Here is a 19,357-nt window from a genome sequence, read left to right as displayed (position 1 = left end):
GACGTCGACAGCGGCCCGCCGGGCGCCCGACCAGCCGGGGCAGTGCTGCCCCACTCAGGAGAGACCATGGCAACCCTCGACTCGCCTCCCGCGCCCCAGGACCCGGTGGCCGCGGCACCGCGCGCGGCCCAGCCCCCGACGCAGGACCCGGTGCAGCCCCGGGCCGGCGGCACCGGCCTCGTCCTCGCCTACGTGGCAGCGTTCTTCGCGCTCTACGTGGCGCTCCTGACCCCGGTGATCAGCACCCTCGCGCTGCGAGTCAGCGCCCTGTCGACCCCCGGGTCGCGGGCGGGCGACCTGGCGCTGGTCACCGGCGTCGGCGCGTTCTTCGCGTTCGTGGCCAACCCGCTCGCGGGCGCCCTGTCCGACCGCACCACCTCCCGCCTCGGCATGCGCCGCCCGTGGCTGCTGTGGGGTGTGCTGCTCGGCTCGGCCGGCATCGCGATCATCGCCGTCGCGCCGAACATCGCCGTGGTCGCGATCGGTTGGGCCGTCGCGCAGACGGCGTTCAACGGCACGCAGGCCGCCCTCCAGGCCCTGCTGCCGGACCAGGTCTCCGAGCGCCTGCGGGCCCGCGTCTCCGGCTGGCTCGGTATCGCGCAGAACCTCGCGCCGCTCGCCGGCATCGGCATCGCGGCCTGGCTGACGGCGGCCGGCGCCGGCTCGGCGTGGCTGTTCCTGCTGCCCACCGCGCTGGCGATCGTGGGCGTGCTCGCCCTGGTCGCCGTCCTCAAGGACCGCCGCCTGGACCCGGCCGACGTCGAGCCGTTCCACCTGGGCCGCTTCCTCGCGGGCTTCTGGGTCTCGCCGCGCAAGCACCCCGACTTCGGCTGGGCCTTCGCCGGGCGCTTCCTGCTGCTGTTCGGCTTCGCGCTGTACAACAGCTACCAGGTGTACTTCCTGCAGGACCGGTTCGGCATGGACGAGCCGACGGCGCTCGGCTGGCAGCTGCGCCTCATGGTGCTCCAGGCGGCCGTGCTGCTGCTGGCGGGCGCCGCGGGCGGCGCGCTGTCGGACCGCACCGGGCGCCGCAAGGTGTTCGTCATCGTCTCCACCGTGCTCGCGGGTGCGGGCCTGCTCGTCTTCGCGTTCGCCGGGGCGCCGAGCCACCTGTACCTCGGGGCCGCGCTGTTCGGCGCGGGCCTGGGGGCGTACTTCGCCGTCGACCTGGCGCTCGTGACGGACGTGCTGCCCAACCGGGAGACGGAGGCCGCCAAGAACATGGGCGTGTTCAACATCGCCAACGCCCTGCCGCAGTCGCTCGCGCCGGCCCTCGCGCCCGCGCTGCTGGCGATCGGGCCGGCGTCCGGGGCGGGCGGCAACTACACGTCGCTGTTCCTGGTGGGCGCGCTGGTGGTCGTGGTCGGCGCCGTGAGCACCATGTTCATCCGGGGTGCGCGATGACGGCGACCGCGGCGGGCCGCACGGCACTGCCCGAGCCGGCGACCGAGCCGTCGTCCGGAACAGCGCCGTACCGCGACCCCGCGCTGCCCGTCGCCGAGCGGGTCGCCGACCTGCTGGGCCGGATGACCCTGGCCGAGAAGGCCGGGCAGATGTTCCAGACCATGGCCGAGGTGGGCCCCGGCGGGACGCTCGCCGACGAGCCGTCCGACCACGGCATGCCCGGCACGTCCGAGCTCGTGGTGGGACGCCACCTGACGCACCTCAACGTGCTCGCCGCGCCGCCGACCGCCCGCGAGTTCGCCGCCTGGCACAACCGGCTCCAGCGCCTGGCCGCCGGGACGCGGCTGGGCATCCCCGTGACGGTGGCCTCCGACCCGCGGCACGGCTTCACGGACAACCCGGGCGCGGCCCTGCTGTCGGGGCCGTTCTCGCAGTGGCCCGAGACGCTGGGCCTGGCCGCGACCCGCGACGAGCGGCTCGTGGAGGAGCACGCCGACGCCGCGCGCCAGGAGTACCTCGCCGTCGGCATCCGCACGGCGCTGCACCCGCAGGTGGACCTCGTGACCGAGCCCCGCTGGGCGCGGGGCGGGGGCACGTTCGGCGAGGACGCCGACCTCACCGGGCGCCTGGGCGCCGCCTATGTGCGCGGCCTCCAGGCCGGGGGCGACGTCGCGCGCGCAGCGGGCCTGGACGGCGCGTTCGGGCCCGACAGCGTGTCCACCATGACCAAGCACTTCCCGGGCGGCGGCCCGCAGCTCGACGGCGAGGACCCGCACTTCGCGTACGGCCGCGAGCAGGTCTACCCGGGCGGCCGGTTCGACCTGCACCTGGAGCCGTTCCGGGCGCTGCTCGCCGCCGGGACGCGGCAGATGATGCCGTACTACGGCATGCCGGTGGGTCTCCGGGCCGACCTCGGCGCCGGGCCGGAGGACGTCGAGCAGGTCGGGTTCGGCTTCAACCGGGGCGTGCTGACCCGGCTGCTGCGCGAGCACCTCGGATTCGACGGCATCATCTGCACCGACTGGGGCCTGGTGACCGACGTCGAGATGTTCGGCCTCCCGTTCCCCGCCCGTGCCTGGGGCGTGGAGCACCTCAGCCCGCTGGAGCGCGTGGCGAAGATCCTGGACGCCGGCGCCGACCAGCTCGGCGGCGAGGCCTGCCCGGAGCACGTGATCGAGCTCGTGGAGTCCGGCCACGTGCCGGAGGAGCGCGTCGACGCGTCGGTGCGGCGGCTGCTGGCCGAGAAGTTCGAGCTCGGCCTGTTCGACGAGCGCCGGTACGTCGACGAGGACGCCGCGGCCGTCGTCGTCGGCCGCGCGGACCTGGTCGCCGCGGGGCGGCGGGCACAGTCCCGGTCGGTGACGGTGCTGCGCCATGCGGACGGCGGCGCTGGCGCGGGTGGTGCGGGCGGCGCGGGCGCGGACGACGCGGGTGGCGCCGGTGCGGACGGCGTGGGTGGCGTCGGCGCGGGTGGTGCGGACGGCGCCGGCGCGGGCGCGGACGGCGTCGGCGGGGGAGCGGGTGGCGCGGGAAGGAGCAGCGCGGCGCGCCTGCCCCTCGCGCCCGGACTGCGCCTGTACGCGGAGGGTGTGCCCGACGGCGAGATCGCCGGGTTCCGCCGTGTGGGCTCGCCGGCCGAGGCCGACGTGGCGCTGTTGCGCCTCGACCCGCCGTTCGAGGAGCGCGGCCCGGGCTTCGAGAGCTTCTTCCACGCGGGGTCGCTCGAGCTCGCCGACGACGTCGTGGCCCACGTCGCCGAGGTCGCCGCCGTCGTGCCGACCGTGGTGGACGTGCACCTGGACCGCCCGGCGGTCCTGACGCCGCTGGTGGAGCTGCCCGGCACGACCACGCTCGTCGTCACGTTCGGCGTCAGCACCCCGGCGCTGCTCGACGCGCTCACCGGGGCGGTCCCGCCCGAGGGCCGGCTGCCGTTCGACCTGCCCCGGTCGACCGCGGTGGTCGAGCGGTCCCGCAGCGACGTCCCGTTCGACACGGCGGACCCGCTGTTCCGCTTCGGCGCGGGCGAGGGGCTGGCCGCGGAGGGCAGCGCGGTGGCGTGATGCGGGCGGCGTGGTCGCTGCGCGGTGCGACGCGGCGTGGTGTGACGCGGGCGGCGTGGTCGCTGTGTGGCGCGGGGCGGCCTGGTGTGACGCGGGGTGGTGTGAGGCGAGCGGCGTGGTCGCTGTGTGGCGTGGGGCGGAGACCCGGCGCGGGGCGGGTGATCCGGTGCCGGGCCGGTGACCTCGCCCAGCGGTAACCCTCAACCTCGGCCTCAGGCTGAGCCGCGGCCAACCTTCAAGGTCAAGTTGAAGCTGAGGCCGGTGCTCGGCGAGCGCTCTACATCGGGTGGTCGGCAGAAGGTCAGGTGGTCGGCAGCTCGAACTGCCGACCACCTGACTTTCTACCGACCGTCTGACGTCTTACCGACCACGACGCCGGGGCCCGCATCGTCCGGCCCCCGGTGTTGACCACAGCAGTTCCTGCCACGCGGGCCCTCCTTCTGGCAGAAACCGCTGTGGTCAACACCGCGGGCGGGGCTGCTGGCAGGAAATGCTGTGGTCAACACGGCCCAGCCCGTCGTCAGAACGGGTTGTCGACGTACGTGCGGTTGAGGGGTTCCGGGATGCGGAAGTAGCTCGCCGACAGGCCCGCCGGGTCCGTCGCCAGGGCACCGCGGCCGGGGACGTCGTCGCCGTCGTCCCAGCCCCACGGCGCGTTCGCCGAGTTCTGCGTGCACGAGATACCGCCGTCGCCGCAGCTACCGGAGGCGTCACCCGCGAACGTGCCCGCGCTCGCGAAGAGCTGGGTGTTGTCCCGCTGCGCCCACAGGCCGCCGGCGGCGTGGACGTCCACGAGACGGTAGGAGACGTCCCGGTCGTCCGGGTGCTCCGGCACCTCGGCGCGGCCGGCCGGGTAGTAGATCACGCCGTCGCCCTTGATGTCGTAGCCCGGGCGCGCCTTGAGCCCGTGGCCCTTGGCCTCCTGGGCGGTGACCGGGTGGGCCAGGCCGTCGTGCGGGCTGGTCGCCGTCTGCAGCGTGCCGTCGATCGTCTCGGCGCCCGCGCCCCAGGTGCTGCCCTGCGGCGTGTACGAGTAGAAGTCGCTGTGCGCCACCGTGACGGCACCGCGCAGGACGCCGTAGGCCGAGCCGTCCTTCTGCACGGCGACCATGACGCCCTCGGCGTCGTTCTCGTGCTCCGTGTCGAAGATCGAGTCCGACCAGTCGCGCGGGTGGAAGAACATGTAGGTCACGAACCAGTGGGTCGACGTCTCCATGACGGAGTAGTAGGCGGTGGCGGCCAGCGGATAGCTGCCCGTGTTCTCCCAGTTGTTCCGCGCGTTCAGGTCGCCGTCGAAGTCGTAGGCGGCGAGGTAGTCCGAGCGGCCGCCCAGCGCGTTCGTGCCGGTCTGGTCCACGTCCTGGTAGTGGATCGGCGCCCAGCGCTGGGCCACGTCGGCGTCGCTCGCGGCCGACACCTCGGCGGCGCTCGCGGCGGGCCCCGCCGCCGCGAGCCCCAGGGCGACCACGGCCGCCGTCGTGCCGGCGGCCAGAGTGAATGTTCGTGCAGGTCCAGGCATCTGTTCCCTCGTCCCGGTCGGTGTGACAGGTGGGTGTTCGAGGGAAGACTTCACCCCGCGCGTTGCCGCAGGGCAACCGTGACATGGCAGTTCGATGACCAGTGCTCGCTGCGGCGCCTCCGGAACATCGGTCCGCGCACGAGTGTTGTCGATGAGGTAGACTGACTAGTCAGTCTACAAGGACCCATCACGAGAAGAGGAAACATCATGGCGACCAAGGTCGAGATCATCATCGACAACCTCGACGCACCCGATGCCTTCGAGGCGGTCTGGCCGGAGGTGCTCGACAAGGCGCGGGCGCTGCCCGGGTTGCGGAGCCTGGAGTCGAGCCGGGTATGGCCCAAGGAGGACGGCACGCCGACGCCGGCCTTCCGTACCCTCGACCTCTACTTCGAGGGTTATGACGAGGCCTCGGCCGCCACGGCCTCGCCCGAGGGCGGCGCGTTCTTCGGTGCGGTGATCGAGGCGACCGGCGGCAAGATCACCGGCCTCTTCCTCGACGTGGAGCGCTAGGACTCCGCCGGCAGGTCCTCACCCAGCAGGTCCTCGGCCAGGCGCGCGGCCTGCCGGCGCAGGTCCGGCACCGACGTGCACTCCCACTCCAGCCCGCGCCGGGCCAGCCCCATGGTGCGCAGCCGCGGGTGGGCGACGCCGGCGGCGTCGACGAGCGCGGCGTCCGGCGTCAGGTCGAGGCCTGTGCCGAGCCGGTGGGGCCGCATCACGCCCCGCGCGACCAGCGCGTCCACCAGGGGGTTCCAGCCCGGCGAGGTCAGGGCCGGCAGCCCCGTGGCGCCCACCACGAGGTCGAACGCGGAGGTGTCCCGGCCCGGAGCGTCCACCCCGCCGAACACCGCCTCGACCGTGGAGACCGTGAGCACGCCGTCCTCGAGCAGCCCGTCCACGTGGGTGCGCATCGCGTGCGACATGCGGTGCCGCACGTTCTCCCACGAGCGCGCGTGCTCGCGCTGGAACGCCGCCTGCTCGTCGGCCGTCAGCCGGGACCAGGCGGGGTTGACCTGCGGGCGGACGGCGTCGATCACCGCGCGCCAGTCCCGGCCCGCCGCGCGCTCCGCGGCGACGCGCCGCCGCACCACGTCGACGGCGGCGTCGAGCGCCCCTGCCGTCGGGACGGCGCCGGCGAGCGTGCCGTCGAGCTCGACCTCCACGGCCGGCGGCAGCGGGTCCGCGGCGTGCGCCGCGGGCAGGGCGCCGCCCCGCGAGACCGCGGTGAACGTCGCGTCCGGCAGCAGCGGGTGCAGGTGCGCGACGACGTCGAGCGTGGTCAGGCCCGTGCCCACGACCAGCACCCGGCGAGCGCCCGCGGCCCGCTCGTCGAGGTCGGGCGACCACGGATCAGTGACGTACCGCTCGCCCCACGGCTCGTACTCGGGCAGTCGCACGGGAGGCGGGGTGCCGAGCGCGAGCACGGCGGCGTCGGCGCGCAGGACACCGCCGTCCGCCAGGGTGAGCGTGACTCCCGTCCCGCCGCCGTCTGCGCCGGTGACGTCATCGTCGCCGGAGGGGCCGTCCGCGACGTCCACCACCGAGCCGCGCACGTGCTCCACGGCGGAGCCCGCCGGCACGGGCACCGAGCCGAGCAGCTCCGTGAGGTACCGGCCGAAGTCGGCGCGCTGCAGGAAGGTGCCCGGCTCGGCGGGCACGCCGGCCGACGCGCACCAGCGCAGCAGGTGCTCCGGGTCGTCGTCGAAGGCGCTGAGCCGCGCGACCACGGCGTTGAGCGTGTGCCGGGGGTCGGTGGTCCGGTAGGGGAGGCCGCGGCCGGGTGTCTCCGCGGGGTCGATCAGCAGGACTCGCACCTGCCGGTGCGGCCCGTGTGACGCGGCCGCACGCACGAGGTGGGCCGAGAGGATGACGCCGGCGGCCCCGCCGCCGACGACGGCGATGGTCCGCTGCATGGCCCGAGGATAACGGTTGCGGCCAGGGCCGATGTATTACCGCGCATCGGACATGAGATACATTCCGGCTAAAAGGCGTAGAGCGCGCCTCCGTCGCGCCCAGAACCTGGGGAGCCATGACAGTCACGACGACCACTCAGTCGGAGCGCCTGGCCGACGTCGCCGGCCTGGCCGACCTCATGCCGCTGAGCGAGACCACGAGCGGCCCCGACCCCGCCGCGGTGTACGAGCGGCTGCGCGCCCGGTGGGGGAACGTGGCGCCCGTGCTCCTGGAGCCGGGCGTGCCGGCCTGGCTCGTGCTGGGCCACCGGGAGCTGGTCACGGTGCTGCGCAACGAGGGTCTGTACTCGCGCGACGCGCGCAACTGGGGCCTGTTCGCGGACGGCACCGTCGGCCCGGGCAGCGGCGTCGGCGGCGTCCTGGCCCCCCGGGACGGCATCTACTACGTGGACGGCGCGCGGCACCGGCACCTGCGCCGGCTGGTCGACGACGCGTTCGAGAGCGTGGACGAGCACCGCCTCGCGGCGACGGTCGAGTACTGGTGCGGCCTCGCGCTGGACCGCGTGGTGGCCTCCGGCGAGGCGGACCTCGTGGCCGACTACGCGCGGGCGGTCCCGCTGCTGGTGATGTCCACGATGTTCGGGCTCGACCCGGAGCAGGCCCGGGCGATGCTCAGGCACTCGCGCAAGGTCTTCCAGGCCAAGGGCGCGGCCGGCGCCGAGGCGCTCGACGCGCAGCGCGCGCTGATCTCCGATCTGATCGCGGACCGCCGCAGGGCGCCGTCCGACGACCTGACCTCGGCGATCCTGCGGCACCCGAGCGCGCCCACCGACCTGGACGCGCAGAGCGCGGTGTCCGCCACGCTGATCCTGGGCAGCGAGTTCGAGGTCGGGTGGATCACGCAGGCGCTGCGCCTGCGGCTCACCGACCCGCGGTTCGACGGGCGTTCGGGTGGCCGGCTCTCCGCGCCGGACACGCTGGAGGCCGTGCTCGGCTCCACCCCGCCGGCCCCCAACGCGGCGCCGCGCTTCGCCCTGGCGGACACGACGCTCGGCGACCGTGCGATCGCGGCGGGCGACGCCGTCGTGCCGGGCATCCTGGGCGCCAGCGCCGAGTCCCGGGGGACCGGCGACGACATCTGGCTGGAGTCCGGCAACCTCTCCTACCTCACGTGGGGCGCGGGTCCGCACGCCTGCCCCGCGCGCCGCCCCGCGACCCTGATCGCGCAGATCACGGTCGAGGCCGCGCTGCGGCGCCTCGGCGGGGTGGCGCTGACCGTGCCGCCGGAGGCGCTGCGCTCGGCCGGGACGCTCTTCTCGTCGGCGCCGCGGGAGCTGCCCGTGCGGTTCGAGGTGCCCCGGCCTCCGCGGCCGGTCAGGCCGGCGCGCTGATCGCGAGCATCTCCGGCACGACGACGTCCCAGGCGGACCGCGGCGGGTACTGGTGCCCCACGCCGGGCAGCAGCACGAGCCGCGCGCCCGTGATGGCGGCGGCCAGCGCGGCGCCGTGCTCGGGCGGGAACAACGGGTCGGCGTCGCCGTGCAGCACGAGGGTGGGTACGGCGACGTCGGCGAGCGTGCCGCGCACGGGGCGGCTCTCGACCAGGAAGTGGTTGGCCGCGGCCGCCGGGTCGATCGACCGCCGCACGATCCGGCGGGCGGTGGCCAGCGCCGCCACCTCGTCGTAGCCGGGCCCGGCGAACGCCCGCTCCGCCGCGACGATCGAGCGGACGACGTCGTCCGGGTCGCTCCAGTCGGGGTCCGGCGGCGGCGAGTGGAACTGGGCCGCCGCCTCCGGCGTGGGGCCGGGCAGGGTCGGCCCGTCGGGGTCGTGCGTCACCGGGCTCGTCGACATCAGCGTGAGCGACGCGACCCGGCGCCGGCGCTCGATCGCCGTCTGCTGCGCGATCCCGCCGCCCATCGACACCCCGGCCAGGTGCGCGCGGCCGATCCCGAGCGCGTCCAGCAGGCGCACCGGGTCCAGCGCGAGGTCGTCCCCGGTGTACGACGGCGCCCCGGGTGGGTCGGTCCGGGAGCGTCCGGTGTCGCGGTGGTCGTAGCGGATGACGTACCGGCCGGGCGGCCCGCCGTCGGCCAGGGCCTGGCAGAAGTCGTCCTGCCACCAGTCCATGGGGCCGCCGATGCCACCGATCAGGAGGATGGTCGGGTCGTCCGGCTCGCCGAAGGTCTCGGCGCACAGCAGGGCACCCGGTACGTCGACAAGGGTCTCCGTCATGAGGGTCAGACGACCGTGCCGTCGAGAACTCATCGGTCCGGTTCGCCGGGTTGTGGGTGTCAGGCCCCGGCGTCGTCAGAACCCCAGGACCAGGGCGACCACCGCGAGCACCGACGCGGCGCCCGCGCCGCTCCAGGCGGTCAGCACCTGCCGCCGGGTCCGCGTCCGGTCGTCGTCGAGCTGGGCCCGCAGGGTCTCGAACTCGCGGTGGGCCGCCTCGATCTCCGCGCGGAGGGCCGTGAGCTGGGCATCGGCCCGGGCCGCCGTGGCCTGCGCGGCCGCTGCCTCGGCGCGCGCGGCCGCAGCGGCAGCCTGCGCGGTGGCGGCCTCGTCGCGGGCCGCGGCCGCCTCGGCGCCCGCGTGGTCGGCCGTCGCGAGCGCGGCCGACGCGATCGCCGTGACGCTGTCGGGCTGCTGCGGGAAGGGCTCGTGGGCGGTGCCCGGCTCGGGTGCGGGCAGTGGCGCGGCCGCCGCCTGCTGCGCCGTGACCTGCGCGGCCGTGACGTGCGAGGGCGCGGCCGTGGCCGACGCCGCCTGCGGCACCCGGCCCGGGATCTCGGCGCGGGAGAGCTGGTTCTGCACCTCGGCCTTGAGGTCGGACAGGAAGGGCTTCAGGCCGCGGCGCTCCTTCGCGGAGGCGTGACGGGGCACACCGCCCGCCGGGATCGGGGCGTCGAGGGCGCTGGGGTCGTGGTCGCTCGCCATGGGTGAGGAAGATACACGGCGGCCGTTCTGTGACATATGGCCGGTTGGTGCGTGGCCGGGTGAGATCCGGCCCCGCCCGCGGGTACGGTGCCGGGGTGCAGCTGAACCGGCCCGACCTCGCCCGTGTCCTCGACCGTTCCGTGCACGCCGACCCGGTGGCCGACGTCGGCTGGCTGGCCGCCCCGCCGCCGCGCGCCCGCGTCCTGCGCGAGCGGGTGGCGCTCGACCCGGACGCGTCCCTGGCGGACGCCGCCGACGCGCTGTTCGGCTGGGCCGTGCACCGCGGCGCCGGGCTGACGATCGCCCCGACCGGCCCGGCCGCCCTCGGCGTGACCGTGGTGCAGGCCGTGCACGTCGGGCCGTTGTGGTTCACGGCCCCGTGCCGGGTGGTCGACGTCGTCCGCGAACCGGACGAGGCCGGGTTCACCTACGCGACGCTGCCGCACCACCCGGAGACGGGCGTGGAGTCCTTCCGCGTGCTCCGCGACGGCGCGGGTCTCGCCTTCGAGATCCACGCCGTGGCCCGGCACGACTTCTGGGGCAGCCGGATCGTGCCGCCCGCGGCGCACCGGGTGCAGGACCGTGTGACGCGCGGTTACCTGGGCGCGGCCCGGGAGCTCAGTCGCGGGGGTCGTCCAGGAACTCGGTGATCAGCGCCGTCGTCTCCGCGGGGCGCTCCAGGTTCGGCAGGTGGCCGGCCCAGCCGAGCTGGGTGTGCCGGGCGCCGGGGATGTGCCCGGCGAGGTGGTTCGCGACGGCGCGGAAGTGGTCGAGGTCCTGGCCGCCCGAGACGACGAGCGTGCGGGCGGTGATCGCCGCCAGGTCGATCGCGGGGCCGGCGTCCTCGTTGATGTCGTCGCCGGCGGCGAGCTGCACGTCGAAGGCATGGCGCTGCATGGTGCGCACCAGCTCGCGGGCGTCGTCGTCCGCGTCGGGGCCGAGCCAGGTGGCGACGTTGAGCTCGGTGGCGCCGTCCAGGTCGCCCGCCTCCAGCAGCGCGTCCTCGCGGCGCGCGAAGCGCTGCACCGAACGCGTGGGCGGCAGCGCGTAGGCGGAGTTGACGAGCACGAGGCGCGACACGAGGTCGGGCCACTCGGAGGCGACCTGCAGGGCGACCTGGCCGCCCGCGGACGCCGCGACGATCGCCACGGGCCGCTCGCCCAGCGAGTCGAGCAGGGCCTTGACGTCGCCCGCGTTGTCGAAGTGCGCGCTGGTCAGCGGGGTGTCGCCGTAGCCACGCAGGTCGCAGCGGATCACGCGGTGGTGCCGGGCCAGGGGAGCGCGCTGCGGGTCCCACATCCGGGAGTCGGCGACGCCGGCGTGCAGGAGCAGGACGGCGGGGCCGGAACCCGTGGTGTCGTGGCTGAGGATCATCCGCCGACCGTAACGGCGGCGGCGCGGCACGGGCCAACGCATTCGGTGGACTCCCGTCCAGGCGGCGGATATACTCGAACACATGTACGAACCTACGGAAGGTCAGGCACTCGACGGGCCCGTCGACGTGGCGTTCGCGGCCCTGCTGGACGGGATCTTCACCGGCCCCCGGGTCACCTACGCGCCGGTCCGCGAGACGCCGACGTACTACGGCGGTCACCGCGGCGGGCGACACGAGGGCGAGCGGCGGCACCGGCGCTTCGTGCTGCGCGCCGGTACCGACCTCGACGACCCGCGCCTCGACCCGCTCTAGCCCGCGGCTACACCGCGATCCCGACCACGGCGGCGACGACCGCCAGCGCGATGCCGACCCACGCGAACGTGGTCGCGGTGGCCGCCTTCTTCGTGGCGGCCTCCGCGGTCTCGCGCGCGGCGTCGGCCGCCGTCCGCGCTGCGTCGAGGTCGCCGCGCAGCGTGCCGGCGGTCGTGGTGAGCGCGTCGAGCTCGCCCTGCAGCCGCTCCGCCTCCGCGCGGGCCTCGGTCGCGGCGCGCTCGGCCGCCGCAGCCTGCTCGTCGAGCCGGCCGTCGAACCGGGTGGCCAGCTCGGCCACGGTCTTCTCCTGAGCCGCCGCGAGGCCCTGCTCGAGGCCCGTCTCCAGCGCCTCCTTGAGTGTCTTCTCCTGCGTGTCGCCCCGCTTCGCGACGAGCTCCCGCAGGTCGGCGCCCTGCTCCTTGAGGGCTACGGTCAGCTCGGCGCGGACCTCCTCCGGGGTTAGGGGCTTGTCCGGCTTGGCCAGGTAGGCGTCGGCCCAGGTGCGCCGCGACCGGCTCTTGCCGGACCCGGCGCCCTCGACGACGGCCTCCTTCTCCTCCTCGGTCAGGCGGTCGAGCGCCTCCGCGGCGGCCTTGACCGCGGGCGGCGTCTCGATGGGAGGCTTGGCGCCCTTGGGGGTCTTTCCCTCGGCTGACATCGGAGTCCTGGCCCCCTGGGGTGTCGCGGCGGCTGCCACGGCTGCGGCGTAGTCGGCGTCCTCGGTGTCGGCCGACGCCGACTCCGGGATCTTGATGGGCTTGTTCAGCAGAGCCCGTAGGCGGTCCATCCGCTCAGTCTTCTCGCCGCCCTCGGTCCGAGGCGCGTCGCTGTCACTGCTCATGGGGCAAAACGTACTGCTCTGCCCGATCTAGGTCGACTACCTCGGCGGGAGTGGCGTTTTCTGACGGACGGCGTCTGCGCGAGCATGCCAGGGTCTTGCCGGGCACAAATGTTAGTGACTAACATTCGAGAATGGTCACTCCCCGTACCCTGCGCACCAGGGCCCGCATCCTGGATGCCGCGCTCGACCTGTTCGAGCGTCAGGGGTACGCCGCCACCACGGTGAACCAGATCGCCGATGCCGCGGGCGTCACCCCGATGACGTTCTTCCGGCACTTCCCCACCAAGGACGCCGTGCTCGTCACCGATCCCTACGACCCCCTCATCGCTGACGCCGTCGGTGCCCAGCCGGCCGGTCTGCCGCCGCTGGAACGCACCCGGCTCGGTCTGCTCGCCGCGCTCGGTGACATCACGCCCACCGAGGACGCGACAGCACGGCGACGCGTTGCCCTGGTCGCGCGGTCACCCTCGCTGCGCGCCGCCGTGGCAGTGGGCACCGAAGCCACGCAGGACGCGATCGTCGAGCGGCTCGTCTCCGACGGTGTCGACCGACTGGATGCCGCCATCGCCGCCTCCGCCTGCCTGGCCGCGACCACGGCGGCTCTCCTTGCCTGGGGTTCCGCACCCAGGGACGTCACGCTCGCCGACCTCGTCCGGCGCGCCCTGGCGCAGCTCGCCCCCGCGGGAGTCGCTCCGTGACCGCCCCCGCCCTCCTGCTCGACGACGTCTCGCACTCCTTCGGCAGCCGGGTGGCCCTGGACCACCTCACGCTGCCGGTCCGGCCCGGCCATGTCACCGCCCTGATCGGCCTCAACGGCGCGGGCAAGACCACGGCGCTGCGCGCACTCGCCGGCCGCCTGCACCCCACCGGTGGCATCGCGCGCATCCTGGGTCACGACGCGGCCGACCTGCCCGCCGACGTCGCGATGCGGTTCGGACACCTGGTCGATGCGCCACTGGTCTACCCGGAGCTGACCGTCACCGAGAACCTGCGCTGCGCCGCTCGGCTGCACGGCCTGAGCGGCGGGGCCGACACGTCAGGTGCGAGCACCGCCGTCGGACGCATGGGGCTCGACCCGTGGCGGCATGTGCGGGCGCGGGCCCTCTCGACGGGCAACCGTCAACGGCTCGGGATCGCCTGCGCGACGCTGCACCGGCCGGCCGCGTTGATCCTCGACGAGCCCACCAGCGCCCTGGACCCGCAGGGCGTCGTTCTCGTGCGTGGGCTGGTCCGCGACCTGGCTGACGCCGGTGCGGCCGTCCTGGTCTCCAGCCACCACCTCGACGAGGTCGCACGCATCGCGGACGAGATCGTCGTGCTGCACGCCGGGCGCGACGTCGGGCGGCTGGAACCCGGCGGCACCGACCTGGAGCAGAGGTTCTTCGCCATGGTCCTCGACGCTGACAGCCGGGGCACCGATACCGAGACCGGCAGAACCCGAGCCACTGACACAGGGGAGCGGGCATGAGGCCCGTCGCCGCGCTCGGCGCCGCACTGTTCGTCGAGGCGCTCAAGCTGCGCCGCTCCGTCGTCGCGCGTCTGGCCACCGTGCTGCTCGTGGTGCTGGTGCCCTCGGGCAGCGTAGGGATGGTGGCGTTGGCGCGCTCGCCGCAGGCCGTCGGTCCGACGGCGGCCAAGCTCGCCGACTACGCCTCCGGTGACCTGGCCACCACGCACCTGATGGTGTGCGCCCAGGTGCTCTCGGTCGCGGCGCTGGCTGCCGGCGGGTTCTTCGTCGCGTGGTCGTTCGGGCGCGAGCTGGAGAGCGGCACCGCAGGCGCACTGTTCGGCCTCGCCGTGCCACGCGGCACGATCGCCCTGGCCAAGTGCCTGGTCGCGCTGGCCTGGATCGCCGGTTGCGTGGTGCTGACCGTTCTCGTGACCGTCGCCGCCTCGACTCTCGTCGTAGCGGGCGGTGGCGCACCTTTCGGAGCATGGGATGAGGCGGGAGTCGCGGTGGTCGCCGGGCTCCTCGGTGGTGGCCTTGCCCTGCCGTTCGCCTGGGTCGCGACCGTGGCCCGCAGCCAGCTCGGAACGGTCGGCGCGCTGGTGGGGATGGTCGCGCTCACCCAGATCGTGGTCCTGCTCGGCGGCGGGACGTGGTTCCCCTACGCCGCGCCGTCCCTGTGGACGGGCATGGGCGGGGCGGCCGCCGCGACCGCCGTCGGCCCGCCCCACCTGCTGCTCGCCGCCGCGGTCGGTCCGCTCGCCGTCGTCGCCGTCGTTCATGCCTGGCGGCGCCTGACGAACGTGTGAAGGGACGCCCTTGCCGAGGTGAGCGGGATCAAGATGTACACGCTGCTGCACGACCCGCAGTACCGGGCCGAGGTGGCACGGCAGCAGACCACCTACAACCAGCCGTCGCACCCGGGGTTCTACCTCGCGTCCGACACGGACTGGTCGCGGGTGCCCGTCCCGGCGCCGAAGTAGGTCTGCGACGGCGCCTCGCCGAGGTGGCGATCTGCTGCCTCGGCGAGGCGTCTACCCGGAGAACCGGCTCCGATAGCCGTCGCTCAGCTCCTGCCAGCCGTAGGCCAGCGCCCGCTGCCCGGTCGGGCGCTCGCGGTCCGTGTCGTCCTCGGCGGCCAGACGCCCGAAGCACACCTGCCAGCCCGCGGCCAGCATCGCCGCCGCAGCCCGCTCGGCGGTGGTCTGCCGCAGCTCCAGCACCGTGCCGTCGCCGTCGGGCGTGAGCGTCCAGGTCAGCAGGTCATCGCCCCAGCGGTGGGTGAGCCGGTGCGGCGCGTCCGCGACGAGGACCTCGGCGTCGGCAGGCTCGTCGCCGGGGTTCTCCCGGCTGGTCGCGGGCCCCGGCTCGGTCAGCGGCCGGTCGGGCACGATCGGCGACCAGCGTGCCAGCCTCGGGGGATCGGTGAGCATGGCCCACACCTTCTGCCGGCCGTGCGGGAACCGGCGGCGCATGACGATCGTCCACCGGTCCTCGTCCAGCTCCAGCAGCACCTCGATCGGTGCGCGCACCTGTGCGGCGATCTCCTCGTCGCGCGGGGCGCGTACGGACTCCGTCATCGTTGCTCCTCCTCGTGGTCGAGTGCCTCGGCCAGCCGGTCGAAGCTCGTGCTCCAGCGGTCGACGTAGGGCTTGACCCAGGCGAGCACGTCCGGCAGCGGACGGTCCGTGAGCCGGTAGATCCGGCGCTTGCCCGCGACCTCCGACTCCACCACGCCCGCCTGCCGCAGCACCCGCAGGTGCTTGGACACCAGCGACTGCGACACCTGCAGCTCCTCGACAAGGGCGCCCACGTCGCTCTCGCCGAGCCGGAGGCGGTCCACGATCGCGCGCCGGGTCGGCTCGGCGATCACCGCGAAACCATCCATGGTGCAAACATTACCGGTTGGTCATATGAACAGCAAGGCATGTTGCGGTCGCTGCCATGAGCCCCGCCATCGTCGTCGTCTCGCTCCCGGTCACCGACCTGGAGCGCACGCTGCGCTTCTACCGCGACGGCCTGGGCCTCGAGGCGCCCGGGGTCGACGAGGGCATGATCGCGTTCGAGCTGCCGAACTTGTCGCTGTACCTGGTCGAGCGGCGGGAGTGCGCGACCTACGTCGAGCGCGCGGGCGTCGCGGCCCCGGCGGCCCCTCGTCCGGGCGCCGTCATCGTCTCGTGCGCGATGGGCAGCAAGGGGGAGATCGACGACGTCGTCGCACGGGCGGGGGAGGCGGGTGGATCCGCCCAGCAGGCACGCCGGCATGACGGGCACGGTGCCGGAGTCGCCGAACGCGCTCGACGACCAGGGCCGCAGCACCGGCCCCTGGGCCGAGCCGGATCCGCACGGCGGGGTGATGGTGGGCGACTACGTCGAGGGCGAGCGGCACGGGACCTGGACCTGGTACCGCGCCAACGGTGCTCTGCTGCAGGGTGGCAGGCTGGACCGCGACGTCAGGCACGGCCGGTGGGAGCGCTGGGACGCTCAGGGTCGCCCGCTCGACGTCGGGCAGTACGACCAGGGCCGCAAGTCCGGCGAATGGATCACCTACCACCCGGACGGCACGACCACGGGTGTGAAGTGGCACGGCGCGAGGCGCTGAGTGATTGAACCGGACGGCCGAGGGCCGACGTCGGGCACCAGCACAGGCCTCTGACCTTCGCCCTGTCCGCAGCGCTCACAGCGACCGTGCTCACGGCTCGGCGGCGGCCTGGGGGGCCGGTCCACCGTTGATCGCGGTCTCCACCGCCGAGCCGATGCGCTGCAAGGCCTCCAGGTCCCGCGGTTCCAGCGAGTCGATGAGGTACTCGCGGACGGCCGCGACATGTCCGGGTGCTGCCGCGACGACGACGTCGTAGCCGGCCTCGGACAGCGTGGTGTTGGTGCGGCGTCCCGCGCCGGGGATCCGGGACCTCGTGAGCAGCCCCCGCGCCTCCAGCCGCCCGACGACGTGCGACAGCCGCGACAGCGAGGCCGACGTCCGGACGGCCAGCGCGCTCATCTGCATGGTCCGGTCCTCCTGCTCGGAGAGCACGGAGAGCACCATGTACTCGAAGAAGGTCAGTCGGGACTCGCGCTGCATCCGGGCGTCGAGGGCGGCGGGCAGGCTGATCATGATCGCGGAGTTGGCCAGCCACGCCGCCAGCTCCTCCTGGTTCAGCCAGCGTGGTTCGGCTCGTGGCGCGTCCGCTGTCGAGGTCATGTGATGCAGCCTACGACCGGGTTGTTGACGCATCAAGTTCCACGGGGTAGAAATTGACGCATCAAGTTCATCTTGACGCATCAAGTTCACTCGGTCGCTGGCTGAGTCGCGCACCGACCGATCCAGGAAAGGACCATTCCTTGCGCACCACATCGCTCGGCGGGCTCGAGGTATCGCGCCTCGGCCTGGGGGTCATGGGCATGTCCGACTTCTACACCGGGAGGCGGGAGTCCGAGGAGGACGCCGTCCGTACCGTCCGGCACGCCCTCGACCGTGGGGTCACGCACCTGGACACCGCGGAGGTGTACGGGCCCTACACCAACGAAGCCCTGCTCGGCAGGGCGATCAAGGGGCGCCGCGACGAGGTGGTGGTCGCCACCAAGTTCGGCCTCGTGTCCCACACGGGCCGGCCGGGCCCGGACAGCAGACCCGAGAACATCCGGCTCGCCGTGGAGGGTTCGCTACGGCGTCTCGGTACCGACCGCATCGACCTGTACTACCAGCACCGGGTCGACCCGGACACTCCGATCGAGGAGGTCGTCGGCGCCCTGGCCGACCTGGTCGGCGAAGGCAAGGTCCGCCACATCGGCCTGTCGGAGGCCGGCCCCGCCACCATTCGTCGTGCCCACGCGGTCCACCCCCTCGCCGTCGTCCAGAGCGAGTACTCGCTCTGGACCCGGGACCCCGAGGCCGACGTCCTGCCGGTGCTGCGCGAGCTGGGGGTCGGCCTGGTGGCTTACTCCCCGCTGGGGCATGGCTTCCTGACCGGGAACATCCGCTCGCTGGATGGTCTCGACGCGGACGACTGGCGGCGCACCAACCCGCGCTTCACCGGCGGCAACCTGGAACGCAACCTGCGCATCGTGGACGAGGTCCGGGCCGTGGCGACGGAGGCCGGAGCCACCCCGGCCCAGGTCGCCCTGGCCTGGCTCCTGGCGCAGGGCGACGACATCGTCCCCATCCCCGGGACCCGGCGCATCGCGCGGCTCGAGGAGAACCTCGGTGCCGACGGGATCCGGCTCACCCCGGACCAGGTCGGCCGGCTGAACAGCCTGACTCCCGCGTCCGGCGACCGGCACGACCCAGACGGCATGGCCGCCGTCGGCCGGTGAAGCACGACCCCGCAGGGGTCGACTCGACATGCCTTGACCACAGCAGCGAACGGAGCAACACACCATGGCAAGCAACTTGATTCGTGTCGGGATCATCGGCGCGGACGCGCGGGCGAGCTGGGCGGGTGCATCCCACATCCCCGCGCTGGCGGCCCAGCCGCGGCTGGCGCTCGCGGCGGTGGCGACGCGGCGGGAGGAGAGCGCGCGGGAGGCCGCCGAGCTGTTCGGGGCCGGGCGCTGGTACGCGGACCCGTACGACCTGATCGGCGACTCGTCGATCGACCTCGTCACCGTCGCCGTGAAGGTCCCGGCGCACCGTGAACTCGTGCTCGCCGCCCTCGCGGCGGGCAAGGCCGTGTACTCGGAGTCGCCACTGGGCGCAAGCGTCGCGGAGGCCGAGGAGATGGCGGCGGCGGCCGGATCGCTGCATACCGCGATCGGGCTGCAGGGCAGCCTCAACCCGTCGGTGCGCCGGGCGGCCGAGATCATCGCCCGGGGCCGGCTCGGGCGGCTGCTGTCGGCGCGCGTCACCGCGACCACCTTCGGGAACGGCCCGGAATCGGTGAGTGCCTACGAGTACTTCGACAAGGCCGCGGCCGGAGCGGGCTTCATGACGATCGCCGTGGGCCACGTCCTGGACGTCGTCGAGACCGTCCTCGGCGACATCACCGAGATCGACGCGCGGACGGAGCTGCTCTGGCCGGAGGTGAAGCTGCTCGACACCGGCACCCTCACCACCCGTGAGGTCCCGGACCACCTGGACGCCATCGTCAAGACCGCCTCCGGTGCCCCGGTGAGTGTCCAGGTCCTGGCCGGTGTGCCGGTACCCGAGGCCAGGTTCGGCCTGGAGGTCCGTGGCGCCGACGGCTGGCTCAGGCTCACGGGCGACCACCCCGCCGGCGTCCAGGTCGGCGACCTCACGCTGACCTCGAGCGTGGACTTCGAGGTGCCCGACCGCCCGGTCTCCACGGCCACGGGTCCCGCCGCGGCCGAGATCTGGACCGGTGCCTCCATCAACGTGGGGGAGGTGTACGCGAGCCTCGCGCGCGACATGGCTGACGGCACCCGCCACACACCGGGATTCGGTCGGGCCGCGCACAACAGCCGGCTGGTCGCGCGGGTCGAGGAGGCGGCGAGAACGGGAGTGCGGCAGTAGTCCTGGCTACTGCTGTGACCGCACTGGCGCACTCCGGCGGGAGCCGGTTACGCGGCGGGCAGAAGAACGAGCG

Annotated in this window: 21 protein-coding genes and 1 pseudogene; 13 read left to right on the top strand and 9 right to left on the bottom strand. The window is 74.0% G+C overall.

Features of this window, described 5'->3' with window-relative positions:
• Positions 1-66 precede the first annotated feature (66 nt).
• Together ACZ7LE_RS21285 and ACZ7LE_RS21280 are read left to right on the top strand one after the other, a co-directional pair.
• The gene (locus ACZ7LE_RS21285; protein WP_470405232.1) at positions 67-1,404 is read left to right on the top strand and encodes an MFS transporter; all 1,338 of its coding nucleotides are present in this window, start codon (positions 67-69) and stop codon (positions 1,402-1,404) included.
• The gene (locus tag ACZ7LE_RS21280) at positions 1,401-3,464 is read left to right on the top strand and encodes a glycoside hydrolase family 3 protein (RefSeq protein WP_470405231.1); all 2,064 of its coding nucleotides are present in this window, start codon (positions 1,401-1,403) and stop codon (positions 3,462-3,464) included. The genes ACZ7LE_RS21285 and ACZ7LE_RS21280 overlap by 4 nt, the downstream gene beginning before the upstream one ends.
• A 520-nt stretch (positions 3,465-3,984) precedes the next feature.
• Here the strand turns inward: ACZ7LE_RS21280 and ACZ7LE_RS21275 are convergent.
• Positions 3,985-4,983 (bottom strand): hypothetical protein, encoded by a 999-nt coding sequence (locus ACZ7LE_RS21275; RefSeq protein WP_470405230.1) that lies wholly within the window; start codon positions 4,981-4,983, stop codon positions 3,985-3,987.
• Positions 4,984-5,190: 207 nt separating this feature from the next.
• On the opposite strand from ACZ7LE_RS21275, the gene ACZ7LE_RS21270 reads away from it, so the two are divergent.
• Positions 5,191-5,496 (top strand): EthD domain-containing protein, encoded by a 306-nt coding sequence (locus tag ACZ7LE_RS21270; protein ID WP_470405229.1) that lies wholly within the window; start codon positions 5,191-5,193, stop codon positions 5,494-5,496.
• Here the strand turns inward: ACZ7LE_RS21270 and ACZ7LE_RS21265 are convergent.
• A complete protein-coding gene (locus ACZ7LE_RS21265; protein ID WP_470405228.1) occupies positions 5,493-6,899 on the bottom strand; it encodes an FAD/NAD(P)-binding protein in 1,407 nt (468 codons plus the stop codon). The two genes, ACZ7LE_RS21270 and ACZ7LE_RS21265, sit on opposite strands and share 4 nt — an antisense overlap.
• Before the next feature lie 116 nt (positions 6,900-7,015).
• On the opposite strand from ACZ7LE_RS21265, the gene ACZ7LE_RS21260 reads away from it, so the two are divergent.
• Positions 7,016-8,290: a cytochrome P450 family protein gene (locus ACZ7LE_RS21260; RefSeq protein WP_470405227.1), complete on the top strand. Its 1,275-nt coding sequence runs from the start codon at positions 7,016-7,018 to the stop codon at positions 8,288-8,290.
• Here ACZ7LE_RS21260 and ACZ7LE_RS21255 read toward each other — a convergent pair.
• A complete protein-coding gene (locus ACZ7LE_RS21255) occupies positions 8,274-9,134 on the bottom strand; it encodes an alpha/beta fold hydrolase (RefSeq protein WP_470405226.1) in 861 nt (286 codons plus the stop codon). The two genes, ACZ7LE_RS21260 and ACZ7LE_RS21255, sit on opposite strands and share 17 nt — an antisense overlap.
• A 75-nt stretch (positions 9,135-9,209) precedes the next feature.
• Entirely contained in the window at positions 9,210-9,839 is a 630-nt protein-coding gene (locus tag ACZ7LE_RS21250) for a hypothetical protein (RefSeq protein WP_470405225.1), read from the bottom strand.
• Between the two features lie 95 nt (positions 9,840-9,934).
• Here ACZ7LE_RS21250 and ACZ7LE_RS21245 point away from each other — a divergent pair, with 95 nt between their 5' ends.
• Positions 9,935-10,489, top strand: a complete 555-nt coding sequence (locus ACZ7LE_RS21245; RefSeq protein ID WP_470405224.1) for a DUF1990 family protein — start codon at positions 9,935-9,937, stop codon at positions 10,487-10,489.
• Here the strand turns inward: ACZ7LE_RS21245 and ACZ7LE_RS21240 are convergent.
• Entirely contained in the window at positions 10,458-11,213 is a 756-nt protein-coding gene (locus tag ACZ7LE_RS21240; protein WP_470405223.1) for an alpha/beta fold hydrolase, read from the bottom strand. The two genes, ACZ7LE_RS21245 and ACZ7LE_RS21240, sit on opposite strands and share 32 nt — an antisense overlap.
• 82 nt (positions 11,214-11,295) lie before the next feature.
• Here ACZ7LE_RS21240 and ACZ7LE_RS21235 point away from each other — a divergent pair, with 82 nt between their 5' ends.
• Positions 11,296-11,526 carry a hypothetical protein gene (locus tag ACZ7LE_RS21235; protein WP_470405222.1) on the top strand — a complete coding sequence of 77 codons (231 nt, stop codon included), beginning with the start codon at positions 11,296-11,298 and terminating at the stop codon, positions 11,524-11,526.
• A gap of 7 nt (positions 11,527-11,533) precedes the next feature.
• Here the strand turns inward: ACZ7LE_RS21235 and ACZ7LE_RS21230 are convergent, their stop codons facing one another.
• A complete protein-coding gene (locus tag ACZ7LE_RS21230; RefSeq protein WP_470405221.1) occupies positions 11,534-12,367 on the bottom strand; it encodes a hypothetical protein in 834 nt (277 codons plus the stop codon).
• 131 nt (positions 12,368-12,498) lie between these two features.
• Between ACZ7LE_RS21230 and ACZ7LE_RS21225 the strand changes: the two genes are divergently transcribed.
• From ACZ7LE_RS21225 to ACZ7LE_RS21210, 4 genes and pseudogenes are all read left to right on the top strand, one after another.
• On the top strand, positions 12,499-13,065 hold the full coding sequence (locus tag ACZ7LE_RS21225; RefSeq protein ID WP_470405220.1) for a TetR/AcrR family transcriptional regulator: 567 nt from the start codon (positions 12,499-12,501) through the stop codon (positions 13,063-13,065).
• Positions 13,062-13,835, top strand: coding sequence for an ABC transporter ATP-binding protein (locus tag ACZ7LE_RS21220; RefSeq protein WP_470405219.1), 774 nt, complete (start codon positions 13,062-13,064; stop codon positions 13,833-13,835). The genes ACZ7LE_RS21225 and ACZ7LE_RS21220 overlap by 4 nt, the downstream gene beginning before the upstream one ends.
• Positions 13,832-14,623: an ABC transporter permease gene (locus ACZ7LE_RS21215; RefSeq protein WP_470405218.1), complete on the top strand. Its 792-nt coding sequence runs from the start codon at positions 13,832-13,834 to the stop codon at positions 14,621-14,623. The genes ACZ7LE_RS21220 and ACZ7LE_RS21215 overlap by 4 nt, the downstream gene beginning before the upstream one ends.
• A 15-nt stretch (positions 14,624-14,638) precedes the next feature.
• Positions 14,639-14,797: pseudogene (locus ACZ7LE_RS21210) on the top strand (rhamnogalacturonan lyase family protein); the annotation flags it as partial.
• 51 nt (positions 14,798-14,848) lie between these two features.
• Here the strand turns inward: ACZ7LE_RS21210 and ACZ7LE_RS21205 are convergent.
• Together ACZ7LE_RS21205 and ACZ7LE_RS21200 are read right to left on the bottom strand one after the other, a co-directional pair.
• The gene (locus tag ACZ7LE_RS21205; RefSeq protein ID WP_470405217.1) at positions 14,849-15,394 is read right to left on the bottom strand and encodes an SRPBCC domain-containing protein; all 546 of its coding nucleotides are present in this window, start codon (positions 15,392-15,394) and stop codon (positions 14,849-14,851) included.
• Positions 15,391-15,702 (bottom strand): ArsR/SmtB family transcription factor, encoded by a 312-nt coding sequence (locus ACZ7LE_RS21200; protein ID WP_470405216.1) that lies wholly within the window; start codon positions 15,700-15,702, stop codon positions 15,391-15,393. The genes ACZ7LE_RS21205 and ACZ7LE_RS21200 overlap by 4 nt, the downstream gene beginning before the upstream one ends.
• A gap of 375 nt (positions 15,703-16,077) precedes the next feature.
• Between ACZ7LE_RS21200 and ACZ7LE_RS21195 the strand changes: the two genes are divergently transcribed.
• Positions 16,078-16,416 carry a toxin-antitoxin system YwqK family antitoxin gene (locus ACZ7LE_RS21195; protein ID WP_470405215.1) on the top strand — a complete coding sequence of 113 codons (339 nt, stop codon included), beginning with the start codon at positions 16,078-16,080 and terminating at the stop codon, positions 16,414-16,416.
• A gap of 90 nt (positions 16,417-16,506) precedes the next feature.
• Here the strand turns inward: ACZ7LE_RS21195 and ACZ7LE_RS21190 are convergent, their stop codons facing one another.
• Positions 16,507-17,016 carry a MarR family winged helix-turn-helix transcriptional regulator gene (locus ACZ7LE_RS21190; protein ID WP_470405214.1) on the bottom strand — a complete coding sequence of 170 codons (510 nt, stop codon included), beginning with the start codon at positions 17,014-17,016 and terminating at the stop codon, positions 16,507-16,509.
• Between the two features lie 140 nt (positions 17,017-17,156).
• Here ACZ7LE_RS21190 and ACZ7LE_RS21185 point away from each other — a divergent pair, with 140 nt between their 5' ends.
• Together ACZ7LE_RS21185 and ACZ7LE_RS21180 are read left to right on the top strand one after the other, a co-directional pair.
• On the top strand, positions 17,157-18,128 hold the full coding sequence (locus ACZ7LE_RS21185) for an aldo/keto reductase (protein ID WP_470405213.1): 972 nt from the start codon (positions 17,157-17,159) through the stop codon (positions 18,126-18,128).
• 64 nt (positions 18,129-18,192) lie between these two features.
• The gene (locus ACZ7LE_RS21180) at positions 18,193-19,284 is read left to right on the top strand and encodes a Gfo/Idh/MocA family protein (protein WP_470405212.1); all 1,092 of its coding nucleotides are present in this window, start codon (positions 18,193-18,195) and stop codon (positions 19,282-19,284) included.
• The last annotated feature ends 73 nt before the right edge of the window (positions 19,285-19,357 follow it).

The sequence above is a fragment of the Promicromonospora sp. NPDC110617 genome, assembly GCF_055598465.1.
Note: the sequence above shows the minus strand (reverse complement) of the source record. Positions and strands in the feature narration are given on the sequence as shown.

Coding starts and splice junctions, on each gene's coding strand:
- ACZ7LE_RS21285 (WP_470405232.1), top strand. CDS start 67: ATGGCAACCCTCGACTCGCCTCCCGCGCCCCAGGACCCGGTGGCCGCG.
- ACZ7LE_RS21280 (WP_470405231.1), top strand. CDS start 1,401: ATGACGGCGACCGCGGCGGGCCGCACGGCACTGCCCGAGCCGGCGACC.
- ACZ7LE_RS21275 (WP_470405230.1), bottom strand. CDS start 4,983: ATGCCTGGACCTGCACGAACATTCACTCTGGCCGCCGGCACGACGGCG.
- ACZ7LE_RS21270 (WP_470405229.1), top strand. CDS start 5,191: ATGGCGACCAAGGTCGAGATCATCATCGACAACCTCGACGCACCCGAT.
- ACZ7LE_RS21265 (WP_470405228.1), bottom strand. CDS start 6,899: ATGCAGCGGACCATCGCCGTCGTCGGCGGCGGGGCCGCCGGCGTCATC.
- ACZ7LE_RS21260 (WP_470405227.1), top strand. CDS start 7,016: ATGACAGTCACGACGACCACTCAGTCGGAGCGCCTGGCCGACGTCGCC.
- ACZ7LE_RS21255 (WP_470405226.1), bottom strand. CDS start 9,134: ATGACGGAGACCCTTGTCGACGTACCGGGTGCCCTGCTGTGCGCCGAG.
- ACZ7LE_RS21250 (WP_470405225.1), bottom strand. CDS start 9,839: ATGGCGAGCGACCACGACCCCAGCGCCCTCGACGCCCCGATCCCGGCG.
- ACZ7LE_RS21240 (WP_470405223.1), bottom strand. CDS start 11,213: ATGATCCTCAGCCACGACACCACGGGTTCCGGCCCCGCCGTCCTGCTC.
- ACZ7LE_RS21235 (WP_470405222.1), top strand. CDS start 11,296: ATGTACGAACCTACGGAAGGTCAGGCACTCGACGGGCCCGTCGACGTG.
- ACZ7LE_RS21230 (WP_470405221.1), bottom strand. CDS start 12,367: ATGAGCAGTGACAGCGACGCGCCTCGGACCGAGGGCGGCGAGAAGACT.
- ACZ7LE_RS21225 (WP_470405220.1), top strand. CDS start 12,499: ATGGTCACTCCCCGTACCCTGCGCACCAGGGCCCGCATCCTGGATGCC.
- ACZ7LE_RS21215 (WP_470405218.1), top strand. CDS start 13,832: ATGAGGCCCGTCGCCGCGCTCGGCGCCGCACTGTTCGTCGAGGCGCTC.
- ACZ7LE_RS21205 (WP_470405217.1), bottom strand. CDS start 15,394: ATGACGGAGTCCGTACGCGCCCCGCGCGACGAGGAGATCGCCGCACAG.
- ACZ7LE_RS21200 (WP_470405216.1), bottom strand. CDS start 15,702: ATGGATGGTTTCGCGGTGATCGCCGAGCCGACCCGGCGCGCGATCGTG.
- ACZ7LE_RS21195 (WP_470405215.1), top strand. CDS start 16,078: ATGACGGGCACGGTGCCGGAGTCGCCGAACGCGCTCGACGACCAGGGC.
- ACZ7LE_RS21190 (WP_470405214.1), bottom strand. CDS start 17,016: ATGACCTCGACAGCGGACGCGCCACGAGCCGAACCACGCTGGCTGAAC.
- ACZ7LE_RS21180 (WP_470405212.1), top strand. CDS start 18,193: ATGGCAAGCAACTTGATTCGTGTCGGGATCATCGGCGCGGACGCGCGG.